The sequence below is a fragment of the Luteibacter rhizovicinus DSM 16549 genome (assembly GCF_001887595.1).
Classification (GTDB): domain Bacteria; phylum Pseudomonadota; class Gammaproteobacteria; order Xanthomonadales; family Rhodanobacteraceae; genus Luteibacter; species Luteibacter rhizovicinus.
The window spans coordinates 73,181-93,391 of record NZ_CP017480.1 but is presented as its reverse complement, the minus strand read 5'-3'; the positions used below and the strand labels follow the sequence as shown (position 1 = coordinate 93,391).

16 protein-coding genes are annotated in these 20,211 nt (G+C 64.9%); 11 read left to right on the top strand and 5 right to left on the bottom strand.

Annotated elements, in window-relative coordinates; all coding sequences use genetic code 11:
• Nucleotides 1–100 precede the first annotated feature (100 nt).
• Nucleotides 101–427 carry a ComEA family DNA-binding protein gene (locus BJI69_RS00475; RefSeq protein WP_046967372.1) on the bottom strand — a complete coding sequence of 109 codons (327 nt, stop codon included), beginning with the start codon at nt 425–427 and terminating at the stop codon, nt 101–103.
• Nucleotides 428–625: 198 nt separating this feature from the next.
• On the opposite strand from BJI69_RS00475, the gene BJI69_RS00470 reads away from it, so the two are divergent.
• The 4 genes from BJI69_RS00470 (at nt 626) to BJI69_RS00455 (ending at nt 4,594) form a co-directional block, all read left to right on the top strand.
• On the top strand, nt 626–2,068 hold the full coding sequence (locus BJI69_RS00470) for a M20 family metallopeptidase (protein ID WP_046967371.1): 1,443 nt from the start codon (nt 626–628) through the stop codon (nt 2,066–2,068).
• A complete protein-coding gene (locus BJI69_RS00465; RefSeq protein ID WP_046967370.1) occupies nt 2,065–2,769 on the top strand; it encodes a YggS family pyridoxal phosphate-dependent enzyme in 705 nt (234 codons plus the stop codon). The genes BJI69_RS00470 and BJI69_RS00465 overlap by 4 nt, the downstream gene beginning before the upstream one ends.
• A 266-nt stretch (nt 2,770–3,035) precedes the next feature.
• Complete coding sequence (locus BJI69_RS00460; RefSeq protein ID WP_046967369.1) at nt 3,036–3,752, top strand: C40 family peptidase; 717 nt, start codon at nt 3,036–3,038, stop codon at nt 3,750–3,752.
• A 77-nt stretch (nt 3,753–3,829) separates the two neighbouring features.
• Nucleotides 3,830–4,594 (top strand): pseudouridine synthase, encoded by a 765-nt coding sequence (locus tag BJI69_RS00455; RefSeq protein ID WP_078023415.1) that lies wholly within the window; start codon nt 3,830–3,832, stop codon nt 4,592–4,594.
• 37 nt (nt 4,595–4,631) lie between these two features.
• On the opposite strand, the gene kbl is transcribed toward BJI69_RS00455, so the two are convergent.
• From kbl to tdh, 3 genes are all read right to left on the bottom strand, one after another.
• Entirely contained in the window at nt 4,632–5,831 is a 1,200-nt protein-coding gene (kbl, locus tag BJI69_RS00450) for a glycine C-acetyltransferase (protein WP_046967367.1), read from the bottom strand.
• A gap of 79 nt (nt 5,832–5,910) precedes the next feature.
• Nucleotides 5,911–9,498 carry a DUF748 domain-containing protein gene (locus tag BJI69_RS00445; protein ID WP_046967366.1) on the bottom strand — a complete coding sequence of 1,196 codons (3,588 nt, stop codon included), beginning with the start codon at nt 9,496–9,498 and terminating at the stop codon, nt 5,911–5,913.
• A gap of 85 nt (nt 9,499–9,583) precedes the next feature.
• Nucleotides 9,584–10,618 carry an L-threonine 3-dehydrogenase gene (gene tdh / locus BJI69_RS00440; protein WP_181016735.1) on the bottom strand — a complete coding sequence of 345 codons (1,035 nt, stop codon included), beginning with the start codon at nt 10,616–10,618 and terminating at the stop codon, nt 9,584–9,586.
• 160 nt (nt 10,619–10,778) lie between these two features.
• Here tdh and BJI69_RS00435 point away from each other — a divergent pair, with 160 nt between their 5' ends.
• Complete coding sequence (locus BJI69_RS00435) at nt 10,779–12,929, top strand: S46 family peptidase (RefSeq protein ID WP_046967365.1); 2,151 nt, start codon at nt 10,779–10,781, stop codon at nt 12,927–12,929.
• A gap of 132 nt (nt 12,930–13,061) precedes the next feature.
• On the opposite strand, the gene BJI69_RS00430 is transcribed toward BJI69_RS00435, so the two are convergent.
• Nucleotides 13,062–13,415 carry a hypothetical protein gene (locus BJI69_RS00430; RefSeq protein ID WP_046967364.1) on the bottom strand — a complete coding sequence of 118 codons (354 nt, stop codon included), beginning with the start codon at nt 13,413–13,415 and terminating at the stop codon, nt 13,062–13,064.
• Between the two features lie 479 nt (nt 13,416–13,894).
• Between BJI69_RS00430 and miaA the strand changes: the two genes are divergently transcribed.
• From miaA to BJI69_RS00400, 6 genes are all read left to right on the top strand, one after another.
• A complete protein-coding gene (miaA, locus tag BJI69_RS00425; RefSeq protein WP_046967363.1) occupies nt 13,895–14,875 on the top strand; it encodes a tRNA (adenosine(37)-N6)-dimethylallyltransferase MiaA in 981 nt (326 codons plus the stop codon).
• A gap of 90 nt (nt 14,876–14,965) precedes the next feature.
• Complete coding sequence (gene hfq / locus BJI69_RS00420) at nt 14,966–15,226, top strand: RNA chaperone Hfq (protein ID WP_046967362.1); 261 nt, start codon at nt 14,966–14,968, stop codon at nt 15,224–15,226.
• A 91-nt stretch (nt 15,227–15,317) separates the two neighbouring features.
• Nucleotides 15,318–16,625, top strand: a complete 1,308-nt coding sequence (gene hflX / locus BJI69_RS00415; protein ID WP_046967361.1) for a ribosome rescue GTPase HflX — start codon at nt 15,318–15,320, stop codon at nt 16,623–16,625.
• A gap of 170 nt (nt 16,626–16,795) precedes the next feature.
• Complete coding sequence (gene hflK / locus BJI69_RS00410; RefSeq protein WP_046967360.1) at nt 16,796–17,926, top strand: FtsH protease activity modulator HflK; 1,131 nt, start codon at nt 16,796–16,798, stop codon at nt 17,924–17,926.
• Nucleotides 17,923–18,792, top strand: a complete 870-nt coding sequence (gene hflC / locus BJI69_RS00405) for a protease modulator HflC (RefSeq protein ID WP_046967359.1) — start codon at nt 17,923–17,925, stop codon at nt 18,790–18,792. The genes hflK and hflC overlap by 4 nt, the downstream gene beginning before the upstream one ends.
• 51 nt (nt 18,793–18,843) lie before the next feature.
• Nucleotides 18,844–20,148 carry an adenylosuccinate synthase gene (locus BJI69_RS00400; RefSeq protein ID WP_046967358.1) on the top strand — a complete coding sequence of 435 codons (1,305 nt, stop codon included), beginning with the start codon at nt 18,844–18,846 and terminating at the stop codon, nt 20,146–20,148.
• Nucleotides 20,149–20,211: the final 63 nt, after the last annotated feature.

The window sequence follows — 20,211 nt, the reverse complement described above, 5'->3', positions numbered from 1 at the left end:
GATCATCAGGCCCCTGTTCCCGCCGGCAGGGCGAAAAAAGCGCCGCCGGCACGGGGCGCGAGTGTAGCGCGTTCGGCCGGCGACGGAAGGGGGTGGAGGCTCAGTCGTCGGCGTTTGCGTTCGCGGCCTTGGCCGGGCGAGCGGGCCGGCTCTTTTTCGCCGGCTTGGCGCCGTCGACGAGGATGGATTCGCGATTCCGGTCGACCAGCGACTGGCCGATGCCCTTGACCGAGGTGAGCTGGTCGGCGCTGTCGAAGTCGCCGTTGGCCTCGCGCCAGGCAATGATGGCCTGGGCCTTGGCGAGGCCGACGCCATCGAGGGACTGGGCGAGGGCGTTGGCATCGGCCGTGTTGATGTTGACGGGCGTGCCGGCCATGGCTGGCAGGGCGACGAGCAGGGCGGTGAGGGCGAGAATGAGACGTTTCATGAAGGCTCCAGGTGGGGTGCGCCGGATCGCGCCGAAGCACTCTGACTGGCCTTCCGGCGCGGGCGAACCGGTGATACGCCGCAGTCGATGTCCGCCCCGGGCGCGGCGCTGGCCCCCCGGGGGCCCACCCGGTGTCAGCGAAGCACGCTCATGAGCCGCTGTTACAATCGCTCTTTGACCCCACGAGTCCTCCCCGCCATGGATACCTCACGCATTTCTTCCTTCGTCAGCGGCCTCTGGGACGCGGAAATCGTCCCGCAGCTGGTCGAGTACATCCGCATCCCCAACAAGTCGCCGATGTTCGACACGAAATGGCGCGAGCACGGCTACATGGATCAGGCCGTCGCCCTCATGGAGAACTGGGCACGCTCCAAGCTGCCTTCCCTCGAAGGTGCTTCGCTCGAGGTGGTGCGCCTGGAAGGCCGCACGCCACTGATCTACATCGACGTGCCGGCGCAGGGCGCACAGGGCGCGGGCACGGATGAAACCGTCGTGCTCTACGGCCATCTGGACAAGCAGCCGGAGATGACGGGCTGGGCGGAGGACCTCGGTCCGTGGACGCCGGTGATCAAGGGCGACAAGCTTTACGGTCGCGGCGGCGCGGACGACGGCTATGCCATCTTCGGCTCACTTGCGGCCTTGCTGGCGCTCCGTGACCAGGGCGTGCCGCATGCGCGTTGCGTGATCATGATCGAGGCCTGCGAAGAATCGGGCAGCTACGACCTGCCGTATTACGTCGATCACCTCGCCGAGCGCATCGGCAACCCGGCCCTGGTGGTCTGTCTGGACTCCGGCTGCGGCAACTACGACCAGCTGTGGCTGACCACCTCCCTGCGTGGCATGACCGGCGGCAACCTGACTGTCCAGGTGCTCGAAGAGGGCGTGCATTCGGGTGACGCGTCCGGTGTGGTGCCATCCAGCTTCCGCATCCTGCGCGACCTGCTGAGCCGCCTGGAGAACCCGCAGACGGGTGCCATCGTGCCGCCTGAGTTGTACGTCGACATCCCGGCGCAGCGCGTCGATCAGGCGCGCCGTTCCGCCGAAGTGCTGGGTAACGACATTTACGACAAGTTCCCGTTTGTCGACGGCATGAAGCCGGTGACCGACGATCTTGCGGAGCTCGTGCTCAACCGCACCTGGCGTCCGCAGCTGGCCGTGACCGGCGTGGGCGGCATGCCTGCGCTGGACAGCGCGGGCAACGTGCTGCGCCCGAAGACCGCGGTGAAGCTCAGCCTGCGCGTACCGCCGACGCTGTCCGGCGCCGACGCCGGCAAATTTCTCAAGCAGTTGCTCGAGAAGGATCCGCCGTATGGCGCCAAGGTCACCTTCGATCTCGAGAAGGACGGCAGCGGCTGGAATGCACCGGCGCTTTCGCCTTGGCTCGAGGAAGCGGTGGCGAAAGCTTCAGAGCATTACTTCGGCGCACCTGCCGCGTACATGGGCGAGGGCGGCAGCATCCCCTTCATGGGCATGCTCGGCGAGAAATTCCCCCAGGCGCAGTTCCTCATCACCGGTGTCCTTGGTCCGCACTCCAACGCCCATGGTCCTAACGAGTTCCTGCATATCCCCACGGGCAAGCGCGTAAGCATGGTGGTCGCCGACGTGGTCGCCCGCCACTTCCAGGCAGCCGTGAAGGCATGACCATCGATCCCGGCACGCTTGGCGGTCGTCTGGCGGCCGTCCGCGCGGCGATCGGGGGTGCCTGCGTGCTGGCGGGACGCGATCCGGCGGAGGTCACCCTGCTGCCGGTGAGCAAGACGTTCGATGCCCAGGTGGTCCGCGAGGCGGTCGGCCTGGGTCTGCGCCGCTTCGGCGAGAACAAGGTGCAGGAGATCCAGGCCAAGTCCGCCGCCCTGGCCGACGAGGCGCTCGCGTGGGTGGTCATCGGTCACCTGCAGACGAACAAGGCCAAGGCGGTGGCGGCTATCGCGAGCGAGGTCCAGTCCCTCGATCGGCTCGACCTTGCCGTCGCCCTGGATAAAGCCCTGCAGACCCAGGGCAGGGGCATCGACGTGCTGATCCAGCTGAAGACGTCGCGCGAAGAGACCAAGTTTGGCCTCGACCCCGACGCCTTGCCGGCTTTCCTCGGGCAGATGAGCGCCTTTTCATCGCTGCGGGTGCGCGGGCTCATGACCCTGGCCGAGGCTTCCGACGACGAGGCAGTCGTGCGGGGCTGTTTTCGGACCCTGTATCAGTGGCGTAACAGGTGCCGGGAGGCCGGATTTCCGCTCGAACGATTGTCGATGGGCATGAGTGGCGATTTCGCCCTGGCGATTAGTGAGGGCAGTACCGAAGTGCGAATCGGCAGTGCCATCTTCGGGACAAGGACCTACAAGCCTTAGCGGTGTCCACCAAGGGCTATGACGGGTTCGGCTGTCGTGACGACTCCCGAGCCTGGTCACAAATGTGAAAGCAACTCCTTATATCCATTCAGAATTCCGTCTCGCAGCCCGCAGTTTCCTGCGACTTCTCTGAATATTTCCTAGGAATGGCATTTTTTAACTTTATGCCAACAACTATCAGGATGGGGTTTGCTAACTTCACTGCTCGTTCACGGTCGTCCCACACGTTGGCGGCTTAACTTTCCGATGAAAAGGCCTTCTCGCTCATGCTTTTAAAGCGACTGACCGCTCTCGCGTTAGCCAGTATCGCTGCCGTAACACCTGCCTTTGCCGATTCCGTCACGCCTTCGCAAGGTCTCGACCAGTCCGCTTCGCTGTTGTTGACTGACCTGCCGGTGTTCGCCCCGGCCGCGGCGCTCGCCCAGTCCACGGTTCCCGACTTTGCCTCCCTGACCGCGCCCAAGGCGCCGGCTCCGGCGGCTGCCCAGATCGCTTCCGCCGCCGGCGACGCCGACACCGATAACCAGGCCGACGACGATGACGACAGCCTCGTCGCCGCCGCCACCGCCAAGCTCGCCGGTCACGTCGACGGTCATGCCCGCGAGTCGCTCCTGGCCTTCGCCATGAAGCTCCGCGATATCCGTTACCACCGTGGTGGCCGTGCACCGTCCACCGGCTTCGATTGCAGCGGCTTTGTCCGCTACGTGTTCATGCACAGCATCGGCCTCGACCTCCCGACCAACTCCGCCAGCCAGTTCCTTGCCGGCCTGAAGGTCAAGCGCAACGAGATGAAGACGGGTGACCTGGTGTTCTTCCGCACTCGCGGCAGGGCCATCTCGCACGTCGGCATCTATATCGACAACGGTCAATTCATCCACTCCCCGTCGGCAGGCAAGACGGTGCGCGTGGATAGCCTCAACGAGGCCTACTGGGCCCAGCACTTCGTCGGCGCCAAGCGTCCCGAAGGCATCGCAAAGATCTGACGGAAGCCCTTCAACGACTATTTCCGAAACGGCGTGCTCCGGCATGCCGTTTTTTTTGTGTGCGATATCCTATGCCGATGTCTCGCCAGCCTCCCCGCGCGTCCGGTCCCCGGCTACGCCGTCCCTCGACACCCGTCTTCGGTCTCGCCCGCGTGCTTTCCAAGCGCGGCATCTGCTCGCGTAGCCAGGGTGAAAAGCTGGCCCGCGAGGGCAGGGTCCGTGTGGATGGCAAGATCGTTCGCGACCCGGAGTTCCCGATCGCCGGACATGAGCGCATCGAACTCGACGGTGCCGGCACGACGTCGGCAGCACCCGTCTATATCGCCATGAACAAGCCGCGTGGCGTGGTCGTCACGGCATCGGACGAGCAGGGGCGCGATACGGTTTACTCGTTGCTCGAGGGCGCGGCACTACCCTGGCTGGGGCCGGTTGGCCGGCTCGACAAAGCGAGCGAAGGCCTGCTGTTGCTGAGCAACGACACGGTATGGGCCGCGGGCATTACCGAGCCTGCCACGCACGTGGCCAAGACCTATCATGTGCAGGTCGACGGCCGACCCGATGAGGGAACGGTTGCCGCCATGCTCGAGGGCGTTGTCGATGAGGGAGAGGCCTTGCGCGCGACGGCGGTCTCGCTGCTACGTCAGGGTGAGCGCAACGCCTGGCTGGAGGTGACGCTCGACGAAGGACGCAACCGGCATATCCGCCGTCTGCTGGCCGCGCTCGGCTTCGAGGTTCGACGTCTGCTTCGTACGGCGATCGGCGATCTGGTGCTGGGCGAGCTGGCGAAGGGGCAGTGGCGGCACCTGACGGAAGCCGAGGTCGCGTCGCTACGGCGGCGGTAAGGTTTGCACCCCATCGCCGCCGACGCGGCTCCACCGCTTATGCCTTCAACACGCCCAACGCCTTGCCCACCTTGGTAAACGCGGCAATCGCCTTGTCGATATGCTCGCGCGTGTGTGCGGCGCTCATCTGCGTGCGGATGCGGGCCTTGCCCTGCGGCACGACCGGGAAGAAGAAGCCGGTCACATAGATGCCTTCCTCGAGCAGGGCGGTGGCCATGGCCTGGGCCTGCTTGGCGTCGTAGATCATCACCGGGACGATGGGATGCTGGCCCGGGCGGATGTCGAAGCCGGCCTCGGTCATCTTCTCGCGGAAGTAGCGGGTGTTCTCTTTCACCTTGTCACGCAGGTCGCCGGCGGCATCCAGCATGTCGAACACTTTGCTGCCAGCCGCGACGACGTGCGGCGGAAGCGAGTTCGAGAAAAGGTAAGGGCGCGAGCGCTGGCGCAGCAGCTCGATCACTTCGCGACGGCCGGTGGTGAAGCCGCCGAGGGCGCCGCCAAGGGCCTTGCCGAGGGTGCCGGTGATGATGTCGATCTTGTCGAGCACGCCGTGGACTTCGGCGGAGCCGCGGCCGGTATCGCCGAGGAAGCCGGTGCAATGGCATTCGTCGATGTGGACGAGCGCGTTGTACTTCTTCGCCAGGGCCGTGATCTCGGCAAGCGGCGCGACGAAGCCATCCATCGAGAAGGCGCCATCGGTGGTGATCAGCTTGGTGCGCGCGCCGGCGGCATCGGCCGCCTGTAGCTGGGCTTCCAGATCGGCCATGTCGCAGTTGGCGTAACGGAAGCGCTTGGCCTTGCACAGGCGGATGCCGTCGATGATCGAGGCGTGGTTGAGCGCATCGGAAATGACCGCGTCCTCTTCGCCGAGCAAGGGCTCGAACAGCCCGCCGTTCGCATCGAAGCAGGCGGCATAGAGAATGGTGTCTTCCTTGCCGAAGAAGCTGGCGATCTTCGCTTCCAGTTCCTTGTGCAGATCCTGCGTGCCGCAGATGAAGCGCACGCTGGCCATGCCGAAGCCGTGGGTGTCCAGGGCGTCCTTGGCCGCCTGGATTACCTCGGGATGATCCGCCAGGCCCAGGTAGTTGTTCGCGCAGAAGTTGAGCACCTTGCGGCCGCCTTCGAGCTGGATCTCGGCGGACTGCGGCGAAACGATGATGCGCTCGTTCTTGAACAGACCCTGTTCGCGGATGGAGTCGAGTTCGTTGGCGAAGCGCGTCTGGCCCGGATAGGTCATGGTGGAAAGTCCGGTGGGAGGAATTCTCAATTGTGAGGCCTCCCGCCCCTTGAGAAAACCCGCCATTCCAGCGGCTGTGTCAGTGAAGGCCGAAATCCACGCGGGTGGTCTTTCCGGCGTCGTCGATCCCTTTCGGGTCGAGCTTCGGCGCCTGAACGAACAGTCGTTTGTCGTCGACCTTCCCCTGCAGCCATTGGCGGACCGCGTTGGCGCGCCGTTCGGCCAGGTGCCGCAAGGCATCCGCGTCGACGGGCATGTTCGTCTCCATCAACGTGCGCATTTCTTCCGGCGGCTGCGATTTGGTCAGGCCGATCACATTCTTCGGCTTGGGGAAGTCGGCGTGACGATAAGCGCGCTCGAGGTACTTGTCCTGCTCGTCGGCGGTCGGCGCCGTCGCGTCGTCGCCCTTGGCGCTCACCTGCTCTTTGTGAATGAGATCTTCGACCATTACCTTGCGCAGGCCCGACTCATCCTTGGCCGGATCGATGCGCCCGATAATGTCGAGACTGACCGACGGCTTGTCACCGAGTACCTTGACGATCTGGCCGAGCTTGTCCTGGGCTGCCGCGTCGAGCACGTCCGAGCCGGGGGCGAACTCGACGTAACCGAGGTCCTCGCGGCCACCTCCGATGGAGGCCAGAAGACGGAACGGCGAGGTCACCGCCTTGACGATGAGGTTGCCGATGGCGCGCCATACCAGTCCGCCGACGCTGAAGTGCGGGTCGTCGAGCGAGCCGGATACGGGCACATGGACGTCGATCCGTCCCTGGCTGTCCCTGAGTAGTGCCACGGCCAGCTTGACCGGGAGGTGACTGATGCCGGGGCCCTCGATGCGGTCGCCGAAAGTCAGCTGGTCGATGAAGATGTGGTTGTCCGCGCTCAACTTGCGCTGGTCGAGCGTGTAATGCACATCGACGTTGAGCCGCCCGCTGCTGATCGGGTAGCCGGCGTATTTGCCGGAATAAGGCGAGAGGTTGGTGAGCTGGATGCCCTCGGCCTTGGCCGTGATGTCGAGGAAGGCGACCGGTGCGAGTGGGTTGATCGTGCCCTCGATGTCCACTGGCGCGTTGCTGTCCAACTGGCCCTGCAGGGTCAGCTCGGCGGGCGGTGCATTTCCTGCCGTTCCGAACGCGCCGATCTTGCCGGTGAGTTGGGTGACGTCGGCGGTGTAGTTCGGCTTGATGAAGTTGTCCGTGTAATTCAGCTGGCCACGGCTCAGGGTGATCTGTCCGATGCGTATGTCGGCGTCGGGCCCACTGGCGGCGGGCACGGCGGCCGGTGCGACGGCCGGTGCCGGATTGGCCTGGGCCTGGGTGACGGACACGGCGCCCGGCGCTTCCGGGCTGGCGATCACATCCTGCAGGTTGAGACGTCCCGTCGCATTGATGATGACGCGGGCGTAGAAATCGTCGAGCGCCAGGCCGCCGATCGCCACGCGTGGTACACCCTGGCCGAGGTCGACCACCATGTTGCTGGCGCTGAGTGAGGTCCAGCGAAGGAAGTCGTCGTTGGTCACCTTATCCAGCACGCGGACACGACCCAGCGTCGCGCGTCCGCGATAGCCGATGCGCGCCGTGTCCTTCTGCGCGGCGTAGCGCACCTGGCCGTCGAGACTGAGCAGGCCGCTGCCCACGCGTACGTTGAGGGGCACGGTCACCAGGTTCTGCAGCGGGGCCACATCGATGCGAGTGGTCTGGATCGTCAGGTCCGCATCGAGCGGATCGGGACGGACCGTGCCGGTGACGGCGAAGGCTCCGTCGCCGAGCGAACCCTTGAGGTCGAGTTTTAGCGGCTGGTGCAGGTTGTCGGATAGACCGTCGATGCCGAACGCGGTCGCGTTCATCGTCACGGTGTTGCGCTTGCCCGGCGCTTTCGCGTCGCGCAAGGTGAGCTTGCCATCGTTGAGTCCGAGGTGGGCGACGCTCCAGTGCCAGTCCGAGCCGGCGGGGTGCGCGGCCGATGCCGAGGGCGGCATCACGCTCGCCAGGTCGACATTGCCGTTTGCCAGTCGCTGCAAGTCGAGGCCAAGGCCGCCCAGGAGCACCTCGTCCACGCGGGCTTCGCGGCTGGCGAGATCGATCAGGGCAATTCCCGCCGACAGCGATGTCCAGGTGACTGGCGATGCGCGGCCACCACGCGGCACCAGCGTGAAGCCATCGAGGCGTGCCTTGGTGTTCGTGAGGCGAAGCGTTGTGCTCTCGCTCCAGCCGAGTGCCAGCGTACCTTCCGCGTCGATCTTGCCGCCGGTGATGTCGGCATTGAGAAGAGGCGGCACCAACGGCATCAAGGCCGGCAGGGAAACCTCCTTGAGGGCGAGCTTGCCGGTGTAGTGGCCGGCGGGGAGATCGACGCTGCCCTGGGTGGACACCGAGCCACCCGCCATCCGTGCCGATACGTCCAGCGTGGCCGCTCGTGCCTTCACCGTGCTAAGTCCACGCAGGGTGCCCTGCAGGTGCTCGAGATCGAGATGCGCCGGCGACGACGCGGCGAGGTCGGCATACGCGATATGCGAATCCTTCAACGTGAGGCTGTCGATGCGCACGTCCAACGGCGCGGCCTTCGCATCGGCAGGAGGCGCGTTCGCCGTTGGTCCCGTTGCCGTCAATGCATCGAAATTGCTCTTTCCACCCGGGAGAACGGCATAGCGAACGGACGCGCGTTCGAGCGTCACCGCGCCAAGGCGATACCGGGAGGTGAGTGGCTCGAGCACGGTCAGCTCGGCATCGCCATGGCCCAGGTCGAGCAGGGCCGAACCATCCTTGCCGGTGACTTTGAGGTCGTCGAGCGCCAGCCGGCCGTTGAGACGGATGCTGGGGTGCGCTTCGGCCATGACGAAATGCAGGGCCAGTACGCCGGTCAGCTTGCCGCTGGGCACGGCGACGGGCAGCGGGGTGGGCGCGAAGCCGACGTAGCGGGCAAGGTCCAGGCGATCGAAGCGGAAGGTGATCGAGGATTCGCGGCTGCTGGCGAAAGGCTTCGTCTGTCCCTGGGCTTTCAGTGGACTGCCGTCGACGTTCATCGCCAGGAGTGGCTGCACGAAGATATCGGTGTCGCTGGGCAGGCTGGCGATGAAAGGAATGCCGAGTTCGAGGTGATCGACGCGGTGCGTCGCGTCGAGCACGCGATCGTCGAAATCGATCTGGCCACCGTGCAGCGCAATATTGGACACGGCGAAGCGAGCCGGACCCGTGTCTGGCGCCGCCGGCTTGCTCGCCAGGCGTTCGAGGATGTCGGTGAAGTTGAAGCGCTGCGGCGCCGTCCGCCGGATGCGCACGCGCGGGCTGTCGATGCGTAGTTCGTCGAGGATCGGCGCCGCGCGGAACAGCGACGCCCACGACGCGTTGGCGGTCAGGCGGTCGACGTCGACAAAGGCGGCATGACCATCCGGCTCGCCGATGTGCAGGTGTTCGACGACCAGCTTCAGGGTAAACGGGTTGAGGCTGACATCGCCTACGGTGACCGGACGGCCGAGTGCCGTGCTGGCGCGCGAGGCGATTTGCGAGCGAATGATCGACGGCGCCGCCAGGAAGCCCAGCAGGCCGAACACGACGATGGCGATGAGGAAGCCGAGTCCGATACGCCGCCCGCGGCGAGACCGATAGACGGCCAGGGCCTGATCGCGACCCTTGTCCCAGCGGATGTTCCGCCACGCCTTGCGAGTGTCCATACTTCCGCCCCTTTAACGCGTTGCCCCCGACGCGAAGTGTACTCGTCGGAGGCACGCGTGGGCGGGGGTCATCGACCCTGTTGACTCAGGTCCAGGAGCAGACGACCTTGCCGCACTGACCTGCGTCCATCAGGTCGAAGCCCTTCTGGAAGTCGTCGATGGCAATCTGATGCGTGAGCACCTTCTGCAACGGAAAGCCGGTCAGCACCATCTGGGTCATCTTGTACCAGGTCTCGTACATGCGACGGCCATAGATGCCCTGCAACGTGAGGCCCTTGAAGATGACCTTGTCCCAGTCGATGCCGGCACCACGCGGCATGATGCCGAGCATGGCGATCTTGCCGCCGTGGTACATGCAGTCGAGCATGTCGCCAAAGGCGCGCGGGTTGCCGCTCATTTCCAGGCCGACGTCGAAGCCTTCGATGTGCAGATCCTTGACCACATCCTTGAGCGACTGGTTCGCCACGTTGACCACGCGCGTGGCACCCATGTCGGCGGCCAGCTTCAGGCGATAGTCGTTGACGTCGGTTACCACGACGTTGCGTGCGCCGATGTGCTTGGCGATACCCGCGGCGATGATACCGATCGGGCCCGCGCCGGTGATCAGCACGTCTTCACCGATGAGGTCGAATTCCAGCGCGCAATGCGCGGCATTGCCGTACGGGTCGAAGAAGGCGGCCAGCTCGGACGGGATCTGGTCCGGGATCGGCCAGAGGTTCGAGGCGGGCATCGTCATGTATTCGGCGAAGGCACCGTTACGGTTCACGCCGATGCCGACGGTGTTCGGGCACAGGTGCTGGCGACCGGCGCGGCAATTACGGCAATGACCGCAGACGATATGGCCTTCCGCCGAGACGCGGTCGCCGATCTTGTAGCCGGTGACCCCGGGGCCCATGTCGACGACGCGACCGACGAACTCGTGGCCGATGGTCAGGCCGGGCGTGATCGTGCGCTGGGACCACTCGTCCCACTTGTAGATGTGCAGGTCGGTACCGCAAATGGCGGTTTTCTCGACCTTGATCAGGACTTCGTTCGGGCCGACTTGCGGTACCGGCACTTCTTCCATCCAGATGCCCTGTTCGGGCTTGCGCTTGACCAGCGCCCTCATCGTCTGCTGCATGGTTATCCAGGATTGTCGTGGGGACGGCCCGCGGTGCGGACCCAAACCGGCATTATAGTCCCGCAAGGGTCGCCAGGCTTGTGCGGCGCGGCATTGCCAGCTCCGGACCGGAGCCTCTATGGTCGGGCGTACCGCACGGCCGACAGGGGCAACGATCAACATGCGAATCCGTACGATGATGCTGGGAGCAGCCATGGCGCTGGCGCTGGACGCGAAGGCAGACGAGGGCATGTGGCTGCCGTCGCAGCTGCCCGGAATTGCGAAGAATCTCAAAGACGCGGGCTTTCGCGGCGACCCGAAGGATCTTGCCGACCTCACCCGGGCACCCCTGAACGCCGTGGTCCGCATCGGTGGCGGGACCGGCTCCTTCGTTTCGGCCGATGGCCTGGTGGTGACCAACCACCACGTCGCCTTTGGCGTCATCCAGTACAACTCGAAGCCGGACCGCGACCTGATCACCGAGGGCTACGTGGCCGCGGACCGCGCGGGCGAGCTTCCGGCCAACCCCGACTACCGCCTTCGCGTCACGGTCGGCTTCGACAAGGTCACCGACCAGGTGCTGGCCGGCGCCCGCGGCAAGACGGGCAGGGCGTATTTCGATGCGGTGGACGCCGCCAGCAAGGCCCTCGTCGCCGCGTGCGAGAAGGACGGGATCAAGTGCAGTGTCGCCAACATGTTCTACGGGCGGGACTTCTACCTGGTCCGCCAGCTCGAGCTGCGCGATATCCGCCTGGTTTACGCGCCGCCGCGTGCGATCGGCAACTATGGCGATGAGGTCGATAATTTCGTCTGGCCGCGTCACGCCGGCGACTTCACCATCCTGCGTGCCTACGTCGGCAAGGACGGCAAGCCGGCGGACTTCTCACCGGACAACGTGCCCTACCATCCGCCGTCGCATCTTCAAATCTCCACGGAAGGTGTCGCCGAGGGCGATTTCGTCATGCTGGCCGGCTATCCGGGTATCACCTACCGCCACCGCACGGCCGCCGAATTCGCCGACCAGATCGAGTGGCGCCTGCCGACGTCGGTCGCTGTGCTGAAAGCCTTGCAGGACGTGATCGAGGCCGAGGGCAAGGCCGACAAGGAGGCCGGCATCCGCTACGCCTCGCAGTTGCAGACCCTGAAGAACGGTATCAAGCGATTCAGTGGCGAACTCGAAGGTCTCGAGCGCAGCGACGCGGTGACGGTTCGCCGTGAGGACGAGGCCGCCATGCTGGCATGGCTCGCGACGCAGCCCGATGCGAAGACGCTGAAGCCGCAGATCGACCAGGCCATGGCGCTCATCGCGCAGGGCAAGGACGTGCGCGAGCGCGACCTTCTCGTCGGCTTGCTATCGAGCCAGACCCAACTGATGCGTGGGGCGCTGTCGATCGATCGTCTCGCGGTCGAACGTCCCAAGCCGGACGCGGAGCGCGAGTCCGGCTACCAGAAGCGCGACGAGGAACTGATCCAGAGCCAGCTGAAGCAGATCCAGCGTCGTTATGACGCGCGCGTGGAAAAGGCCCTGGTCACGTCCTTGATGACGCGCTATCAGAAGCTGCCGGAAGGGCAACGCCTGCCTGAAGTCGACAAGGTGTTCGGTCGGACGCCAGCCGATCTCGCCAAAGCGCTCGATCACATCTATGGCGCGACGGCATTCGGCGGCGAGCCCGAGCGCACGCGCCTGTTCGCGGCAACGCCAGCCGAGATCGAGAAAAGCAACGATGCCCTGCTGGTCGCGGCTCGCACCCTGCGTCCCGCGCTGCTGCGCATCGAGGACGAACGCAAGGCGCGTGAAGGCGACCTCCTGCGCCTGCGTCCCTCCTATATGCAGGCACTGATCGCCTATCGGGAGAAGCAGGGCAAAGCGGTCTATCCGGACGCCAACTCCACCCTGCGTGTCAGCTACGGTAAGGTCACGCCGTTGAAGGCGCGCGACGCGGTGACCTATGCGCCGCTGACCACCGTGCAGGGGATCGTCGAGAAGAACACGGGTGTCGCTCCGTTCGATGCACCCAAGCCCCTGCTCGACGCCATCCGTAAGGGCGACTTCACGGGCTACGCCGATCCGAAGACGGGTGCCATGCCGGTCGACTTCCTCAGCAACCTGGATACGACGGGTGGCAACTCGGGTTCGCCGGTACTCAATGCGAAGGGTGAGCTGGTCGGTCTCAACTTCGACAGCAACTGGGAAGCCGTCAGCGCCAGCTGGATGTACGACCCGCGCTACAAGCGCGCGATCCACGTCGACATGCGCTACATGCGTTGGTTGATGGACAAGGTGTATCCGTCACCGGCGTTGCTCAAGGAACTGGGTGTTCCTGCAAAGTAAGTGACAGGCCGAGTGTCAGGCGTTATCCACACGGATTGTGGATACGACCTGCATAACCGTGTGGATAAGTCGGATCGCGCCTTCGCAGGCAAGGGCTTGCGTTGCCTTGGTCAGTGAGTAGCCACGAGCTGATCACTTGCCCCAAACAGATAACAACTTTATCAGTCCCGTGACGAATGCCCCGCCAGCGCTAAACCACGCTAGCGCGATGGAACCGCTCACGATGGGCGTGTACCAGCGGATATCCAGCTGGGTCTTCATTGTGTCCATGGCGAGTTTTCTCGCTTCGGCTTCAGCCTTGTCCCTCTCGGCGCGCACCTTCATCGTCTCATCGAAGGATCGGGATGATTCCCTGTTGAGCTTCCTCATCTCCGCGTAGAACTTCTCGGCCTCGGCGCGAGTACGGTTGAGGTCGGCGTAGAACTTCTCGCGTTCCGTGGATTCGATGCCGGTGTGATCGGTCGGTTGCGCTTGCGCGGTCGTCATCGAAAGAACTCCATGGTCGCGGACGAAGGGATATCCACAGCACGTGTGGACAGGGCTTGCATAAGCATGTGCATAAGTCGGATAGCGGCTTGCCTGGCAAGCACTTGCGTTGCAATGGTCAGTAAGTGAGCAGTCGTCTGCGGAAGCGTAGCGCAGCATGCGAAAAGTGCGAGGTCAGCCGTCCCTGATTCTCACGCGCGTGATATCCACAGCGAATGTGGATACCGCCTGCATAACCATGTGCATAAGTCGGATTCGGCCTTCGTCGCCATGCACTTGCGTTGCGCTGCTTACTTACTGACCACACCGCGACATCCTCCTGCGCGATATCCACAGGCGATGTGGACAGGCCTTGCATAAGCCTGTGGACAACTGCGTTCCCGCCTTTGCCACCATGCACTTGCGTTGCGCTGCTTATTCCTTGACCGCTTGCTGCGTGACATGGGCTAACCTTGCGCTTGTTTGATCGCGGTCCGCGCATGAGTCTCGACACCCGCCCCCTTGCCATCTTCCTGATGGGCCCGACCGCGTCGGGTAAGACGGCGCTCGCCTGCGCGCTGGCGGATCGCTATCCGGTCGCGCTCATCAGCGTCGACTCGGCGCTGGTCTATCGTGGGCTCGACATCGGTTCGGCCAAACCGGATGCCGCGACGCTGGCGCGGTATCCGCACGAGCTGGTCGATATCCGCGATCCGGCCCAGCCCTATTCGGCGGCGGATTTCCGCAGCGATGCGCTGGCCGCGATGGCCCGGGTGAGGGAAGCGGGGAAGGTTCCCCTCCTGGTCGGCGGCACGGGCCTGTACTTCCGGGCGCTCCAGCGTGGCCTGTCCGACCTCCCGGAAGCCGATCCGGTCTTCCGCGAGCGGCTGGGGGCGGAAGCGGCAACCGTCGGTTGGGCATCGATGCACACACGCATGGCGGCGATGGACCCCGTCGCCGGTGAGCGAATTCGGCCGGGCGATGCCCAACGCATCCAGCGCGCGCTCGAGGTCATGGCGCTGACCGGCCAACGCCTGACCGATCTGCAGAAGCAGGCAACCGGCGATCGACTGCCCTGGCGGGTGCTCAAGCTCGCCCTGTTGCCGGACGACCGCAAGGCGCTGCACGCCCGGATCGCCACCCGCTTCGACACCATGCTGGCCGAGGGCTTTCTCGATGAAGTCAGGGCGCTCAAGGCCCGCGCCGACTTGCATGCCGACCTTCCGGCGATCCGCGCCGTGGGCTACCGGCAGGCCTGGGAGTATCTCGACGGGCAGGGCGACGCCACGAACCTGCGCGACCGTGGTATCTATGCAACGCGGCAACTCGCCAAGCGGCAGATCACCTGGCTTCGAAGCGAGCTCGACGCACGCACGTTCGACCCGGACCGGGGGGATCCGTTGCCGGAAGTGGACAAAGCGCTGGGCCCGTTCCTGGGAATGCCGATGTCGTCACGTCCGGCGCTTCCTGCTGGCGTTTAAAAGCAGTTAAGATTCAAGACACTTGGGCTGGGGCGCCGTTTGGCGTTTTTTTACCCGGACCCGTACGAAAGGCGTAGGGGAGAAGAAGAAATGTCCAAAGGGCAGTCGTTGCAGGATCCGTTTTTGAATGCGCTTCGCCGTGAGCGCGTGCCGGTCGCCATTTACCTGGTGAACGGTATCAAGCTGCAGGGCACGATCGAGTCGTTCGACCAGTTCGTGGTTCTGCTGCGCAATCAGGTGAGCCAGATGGTTTACAAGCACGCCATCTCGACGGTCGTGCCGAGCCGCAATGTGCGGGTCGGTGGCCACGAGAATCACCCGGAATCGGGTGCGGGCGACGCCGAGGGTTGAGGGGCCCCGGCGGCAACCCATATGTAAAGGAACGGGTGCGCGTATGCTTTGGCATCGCGCGCCCCTTCTTCTCATGAGGTCATCCCCCTAAGTGTTCGATAGGCAAAAGAAAGGCGAGCGGGCCGTGCTGGTCCTGCCGCATTCGCGTGGCGAAGGCGACGCGATCCGCCGTGGCGAGGAATTCGCCGAACTGGTCGCTTCGGCAGGCGCCGAAGTCCTGGCCAGTATTCCGGCCCGGGTGGCGACACCCAATCCCCGTTTCTATATCGGCAGTGGCAAGGCCGACGAGGTCGCCGAAGCCGTGCGCGCGCTCGAGGCCGACCTGGTTCTCGTCGATCACGAGCTGACGCCGGTGCAGGAGCGCAATCTCGAGAAGCACCTGGGGACGCGCGTCGTCGACCGCGCCGGGCTGATTCTCGACATTTTCGCCCAGCGGGCCCGTTCCCATGAGGGCAAGCTCGAGGTCGAGCTGGCCCAGCTCAAGCACGTTGCGACGCGCCTGGTTCGTGGCTGGACCCATCTGGACGCCCAGCGCGGCGGTGCCATCGGCAACCGCGGCCCGGGTGAAACCCAGCTGGAGACCGATCGCCGCCTGCTCGCCGAGCGCGTGAAGATGCTGAGCAAGCGCCTGGAGAAGGTGCAGACCCAGCGCGACCAGCAGCGTCGCTCGCGCCTGCGTAACACGGTGCCCCGCGTCGCCCTGGTCGGCTATACCAACGCCGGCAAGTCGACCTTGTTCAATGCGCTGACCACCGGCGGCGTGTACGTCGCCGACCAGCTGTTCGCAACCCTGGATCCCACGGTGCGCAAGATCGACGGTCTGGCGTGTGGTCCCGCGGTCGTCGCCGACACGGTCGGTTTCATCCGCGAGCTGCCGCACGATCTGGTCGCGGCGTTCCGCGCCACCCTGGCCGAGGCCCGTGATGCCGACCTGCTCATCCACGTCAGCGACGCTGCCGACGAGGAACGCGAGATTCTCCGCAAGGTGGTCAACGAGGTGCTCGAGGAGATCGGCGCCGGCGATGTACCCCAGCTGTCGGTGATGAACAAGGTGGACCTGATCGACGCCGAACCGCGCGTCGATCGCGGCGACGACGGCAAACCGCGTCAGGTCTGGCTTTCCGCAGCCAGTGGCGCCGGCCTGGATGGGTTGCGCGACGCGCTGGGCGAGTTGCTCGGTGGTGACCGCATCCGTGCGGGTCTTGAGCTTCCTCTCACGGCCGGGCGTCTGCATGCTCGCCTGAAGGCGGCCGGCGCCATCGCCGGCGAGGCCATCGATGAGCATGGCTGGCACCTGGATATCGACGCCCCACGCTCGGTCCTGGCCCCGCTTATCGGCGACGATGTCCACGGCAGGCCGCTCCGCGACCTGATCGATCCCCCTCACGCGGAGTTCTGATCGGTCGCGATCGAGCACCGATCCGCACCCGTCTGCTAGAATTCACAACGTTTGCGTGCCCATTCGGCTGGGCGGCGGGGTATCACGCCCGCCGTCCATCCCCGTCGTTCGGGTTCACCTGAAGGCTTGCCAGCCGCCCACCCTCCGGTCCCCCAAGGAGACTGTCGCTCATGGCTTGGAACGAACCCGGTAACGGCCAGAAGGATCCCTGGAACCGCAACCGGTCGAGCGGGCAAAAGCCCGATCTCGACGGCATGCTCAAAAGCCTGAAGGCTCGCTTCGGCAAGTTCGGCGCGGGAAGCGGCGGCGTACTCGCCATCGTGCTCGTCTTCATCGTGGCCTGGCTGCTGGTCAGCAGCTATACGGTGATCGACGCCCGGCAGGTCGGCGTGGTGCTGCGCTTCGGCCAGTTCTCGCGCGTACTCCCGCCCGGCTTCCACCTGAAGGCGCCCAGCCCGGTCGAGACGGTGACCAAGGTCGAGATGACCCAGGTCCGCTCGATCTCGGACAACGTATCGATGCTCACTCGCGACGAAAACATCATCGCGATCGACTTCAACGTGCAGTACCAGGTGTCCGACGCACGCAAGTTCCTGTATTCGAACAACGACATCGAGAACGGCACGATGAAGAACGCCTCGGAAGCGGCTGTCCGCTCCGTCGTCGGCGCCAACATCATGGACAACATCCTGACCACGCCGGGTGTCGACACGCCGACGCCGGCGCAGGCATCCGCCGCAGGCGTCGCACCCGCGGCCAAGGAAACGCTGCAGCAGCAGACACGCGACATCCTCCAGGCCACGCTCGACAAGTACGACGCCGGCATCCTGGTCACGGGCGTCAGCTTCCAGAACGTGTCGCCACCGAAAGAAGTGAAGGACGCCTTCGACGACGTCAACGCCGCCCGCGAAGACAAGCAGAGCGAAGAGAACAAGGCCCGCGCCTACGAGAGCCAGGTCGTTCCCGTGGCGCGCGGCGATGCCTCGCGCATCGCCGCCGAAGCGCAGGGCGAACGCGTCGAGCGTATCGCCCGTGCCAACGGTGACGTCGATCGCTTCAATGCGCTGCTGAAGGAATACCGCGCCGCTCCCGAGGTCACGCGTCGTCGCCTGTGGCTGGAGACGGTCGAGGAAGTCATGGCCGGCAATCCGAAGGTGGTCGACGGCAGCAACGGCAAGAACATCATCCAGCTTCCGGTCGAGTCGAACGGCGGCACGGTTCGCAACGTGCCGGTCGTGGGGCCGGTCATCCAGTCGGCGACCACCGATGCGAACCCCAATCCGCAGGGGAATGCACAGTGAAATACATTTCCGGCCTCATCGTCGTCATCCTCGTCCTGCTGGGCTTCAACAGCGCCTTCGTCGTCAAGGAAGGCGAGAATGCCCTCCTGCTGCAGTTCGGCCGCATCGTGCGGGCGGACTACCAGCCGGGCCTGCACTTCAAGATTCCCGTCGTGCAGCAGGTGATGCGTTTCGACAACCGCATCCTCGGCCTGGATGCGCAGCCCGAGCGCTATTTCACGCTCGAGAAGAAGAGCGTCAACGTCGACTTCTACGTGAAGTGGCGCATCGCCGATAACGCTGCGTATTACCGTGCCACGTCGGGCGAGCAGACCCAGGCCATCCAGCGTCTCACGCCGATCGTGAAGGATGCCCTGCGCCACGAGTTCAACTCGCGCAAGCTCGAGGACCTGATCGCCGGCGGTCGTGAAGACATCACCGGCCAGGTGCGCAAGGACACCGATCTCGCGGCACGCAAGAACCTCGGCATCGCCATCGTCGATGTGCGCATCAAGCGAATCGACCTCCCCGACGAAGTGAGTGGCTCGGTCTATAAGCGCATGCGCAACGAGCGCCTGCAGCTGGCCAACGAACTGCGGTACACCGGTCAGGAAAGCGCCGAGAAGATTCGCGCCGACGCCGATCGCCAGAAGGTCGTCCTGCTGGCCGACGCCAATCGCGAGGCGACCAAGGTCAAGGGCGACGGCGACGCCCAGGCGGCCGCCATCTATGCCCAGGCGTACAGCCAGGACCCCGAGTTCTTCTCGTTTTATCGAAGCCTCGCGGCCTATCGTAAGTCCTTTGCCGACGGCAAGGGCGTGCTGGTGCTCAAGCCCGATTCCGAATTCCTGCGCTATCTCAATGACGGCCCCGGCCGCGCGCGCTAACCAAGATCCACATCGCCCTCGCGGGCAACGCAACTAAAGAGAGCCGTCAAAATGGGTAAGTCAGTCGTTATTCTGGGCGCGCAATGGGGCGACGAGGGCAAGGGCAAGATCGTCGATCTTCTCACTGAGCGCGTCGGTGCCGTCGCTCGATTCCAGGGTGGCCATAACGCCGGCCATACGCTGGTCATCAAGGGCAAGAAGACCGTCTTGCACCTGATCCCCTCGGGCATTCTGCGCGACGACGCGCTCTGCCTGATCGGCAACGGTGTGGTCCTGTCGCCGGCCGCCCTGATGAGCGAGATCGCCGAGCTCGAAGGGCAGGGCGTCGACGTCCGTCCTCGCCTGAAGATCTCGCCGGCCACGCCGCTGATCATGCCGTATCACATCGCCGTCGATAAGGCGCGCGAAGTCGCCTCCGGTGCCAAGGCGATCGGCACCACCGGTCGCGGTATCGGTCCGGCCTACGAAGACAAGGTGGCGCGTCGCTCCATCCGCGTCGCCGACCTCATGTACCCGCACGAGCTGCCCGAGAAAGTGCAGGCCGCCGTCGAGTACCACAACTTCGTGCTCACGCAGTGGCTGAAGGCCGAGCCGGTCGACTACCAGACCGTGCTCGACGAAGCCCTCACCTGGGGCGAGTACCTGCGCCCGATGGTCGACGACGTCGCCACGATCCTGCACGACGTGCGCAAGGAAGGCGGCAACATCCTGTTCGAGGGTGCGCAGGGCGCGCTGCTCGATATCGATCATGGCACCTATCCGTACGTCACCTCGTCGAACACCACGGTGGGCGGTGCACTCGCCGGTACCGGCGTGGGCGCGCGTGACATCGACTACGTGCTGGGCATCTGCAAGGCCTATGCGACCCGCGTCGGCGGCGGTCCGTTCCCGACCGAACTCAACGACGAGATGGGCGAGCTGCTGCGCAAGAAGGGCAACGAGTTTGGCGCCAGCACGGGTCGTCCGCGTCGCTGCGGCTGGATCGACCTCGTCGCGCTGAAGCGCGCCGTGCAGATCAACGGCATCGACGGCCTGGCCATCACCAAGCTCGACGTGCTCGACGGCCTGGAGACCATCAAGGTCTGCATCGCTTATGAATACCGCGGCAAGCGTCGCGAACTGGCCCCGCTGGATGCGGACGGCTGGGCCGAGTGCAAGCCGGTCTACCTCGAGTTCCCGGGCTGGGAAGAGTCGACCGCCGGCATCCGCGACTGGAACAAGCTGCCGCCGGCCGCACGTGCCTACCTGCGTGCCGTCGAAGAACTCTCGGGCTGCAAGCTGGCGCTGGTCGCCACCGGTGCGGACCGTGACGACACGATCATCCTCGACGACCCGTTCGGCGGCGACGACTGCTGATCGATAGCGAAAGCCGGCTCCTTGTGGGAGCCGGCTATGCCGGCGATGTTTTTCGCCGATGAA

Coding starts and splice junctions, on each gene's coding strand:
- BJI69_RS00475 (WP_046967372.1), bottom strand. CDS start 427: ATGAAACGTCTCATTCTCGCCCTCACCGCCCTGCTCGTCGCCCTGCCA.
- BJI69_RS00470 (WP_046967371.1), top strand. CDS start 626: ATGGATACCTCACGCATTTCTTCCTTCGTCAGCGGCCTCTGGGACGCG.
- BJI69_RS00465 (WP_046967370.1), top strand. CDS start 2,065: ATGACCATCGATCCCGGCACGCTTGGCGGTCGTCTGGCGGCCGTCCGC.
- BJI69_RS00460 (WP_046967369.1), top strand. CDS start 3,036: ATGCTTTTAAAGCGACTGACCGCTCTCGCGTTAGCCAGTATCGCTGCC.
- BJI69_RS00455 (WP_078023415.1), top strand. CDS start 3,830: ATGTCTCGCCAGCCTCCCCGCGCGTCCGGTCCCCGGCTACGCCGTCCC.
- kbl (WP_046967367.1), bottom strand. CDS start 5,831: ATGACCTATCCGGGCCAGACGCGCTTCGCCAACGAACTCGACTCCATC.
- BJI69_RS00445 (WP_046967366.1), bottom strand. CDS start 9,498: ATGGACACTCGCAAGGCGTGGCGGAACATCCGCTGGGACAAGGGTCGC.
- tdh (WP_181016735.1), bottom strand. CDS start 10,618: ATGCAGCAGACGATGAGGGCGCTGGTCAAGCGCAAGCCCGAACAGGGC.
- BJI69_RS00435 (WP_046967365.1), top strand. CDS start 10,779: ATGCGAATCCGTACGATGATGCTGGGAGCAGCCATGGCGCTGGCGCTG.
- BJI69_RS00430 (WP_046967364.1), bottom strand. CDS start 13,415: ATGACGACCGCGCAAGCGCAACCGACCGATCACACCGGCATCGAATCC.
- miaA (WP_046967363.1), top strand. CDS start 13,895: ATGAGTCTCGACACCCGCCCCCTTGCCATCTTCCTGATGGGCCCGACC.
- hfq (WP_046967362.1), top strand. CDS start 14,966: ATGTCCAAAGGGCAGTCGTTGCAGGATCCGTTTTTGAATGCGCTTCGC.
- hflK (WP_046967360.1), top strand. CDS start 16,796: ATGGCTTGGAACGAACCCGGTAACGGCCAGAAGGATCCCTGGAACCGC.
- BJI69_RS00400 (WP_046967358.1), top strand. CDS start 18,844: ATGGGTAAGTCAGTCGTTATTCTGGGCGCGCAATGGGGCGACGAGGGC.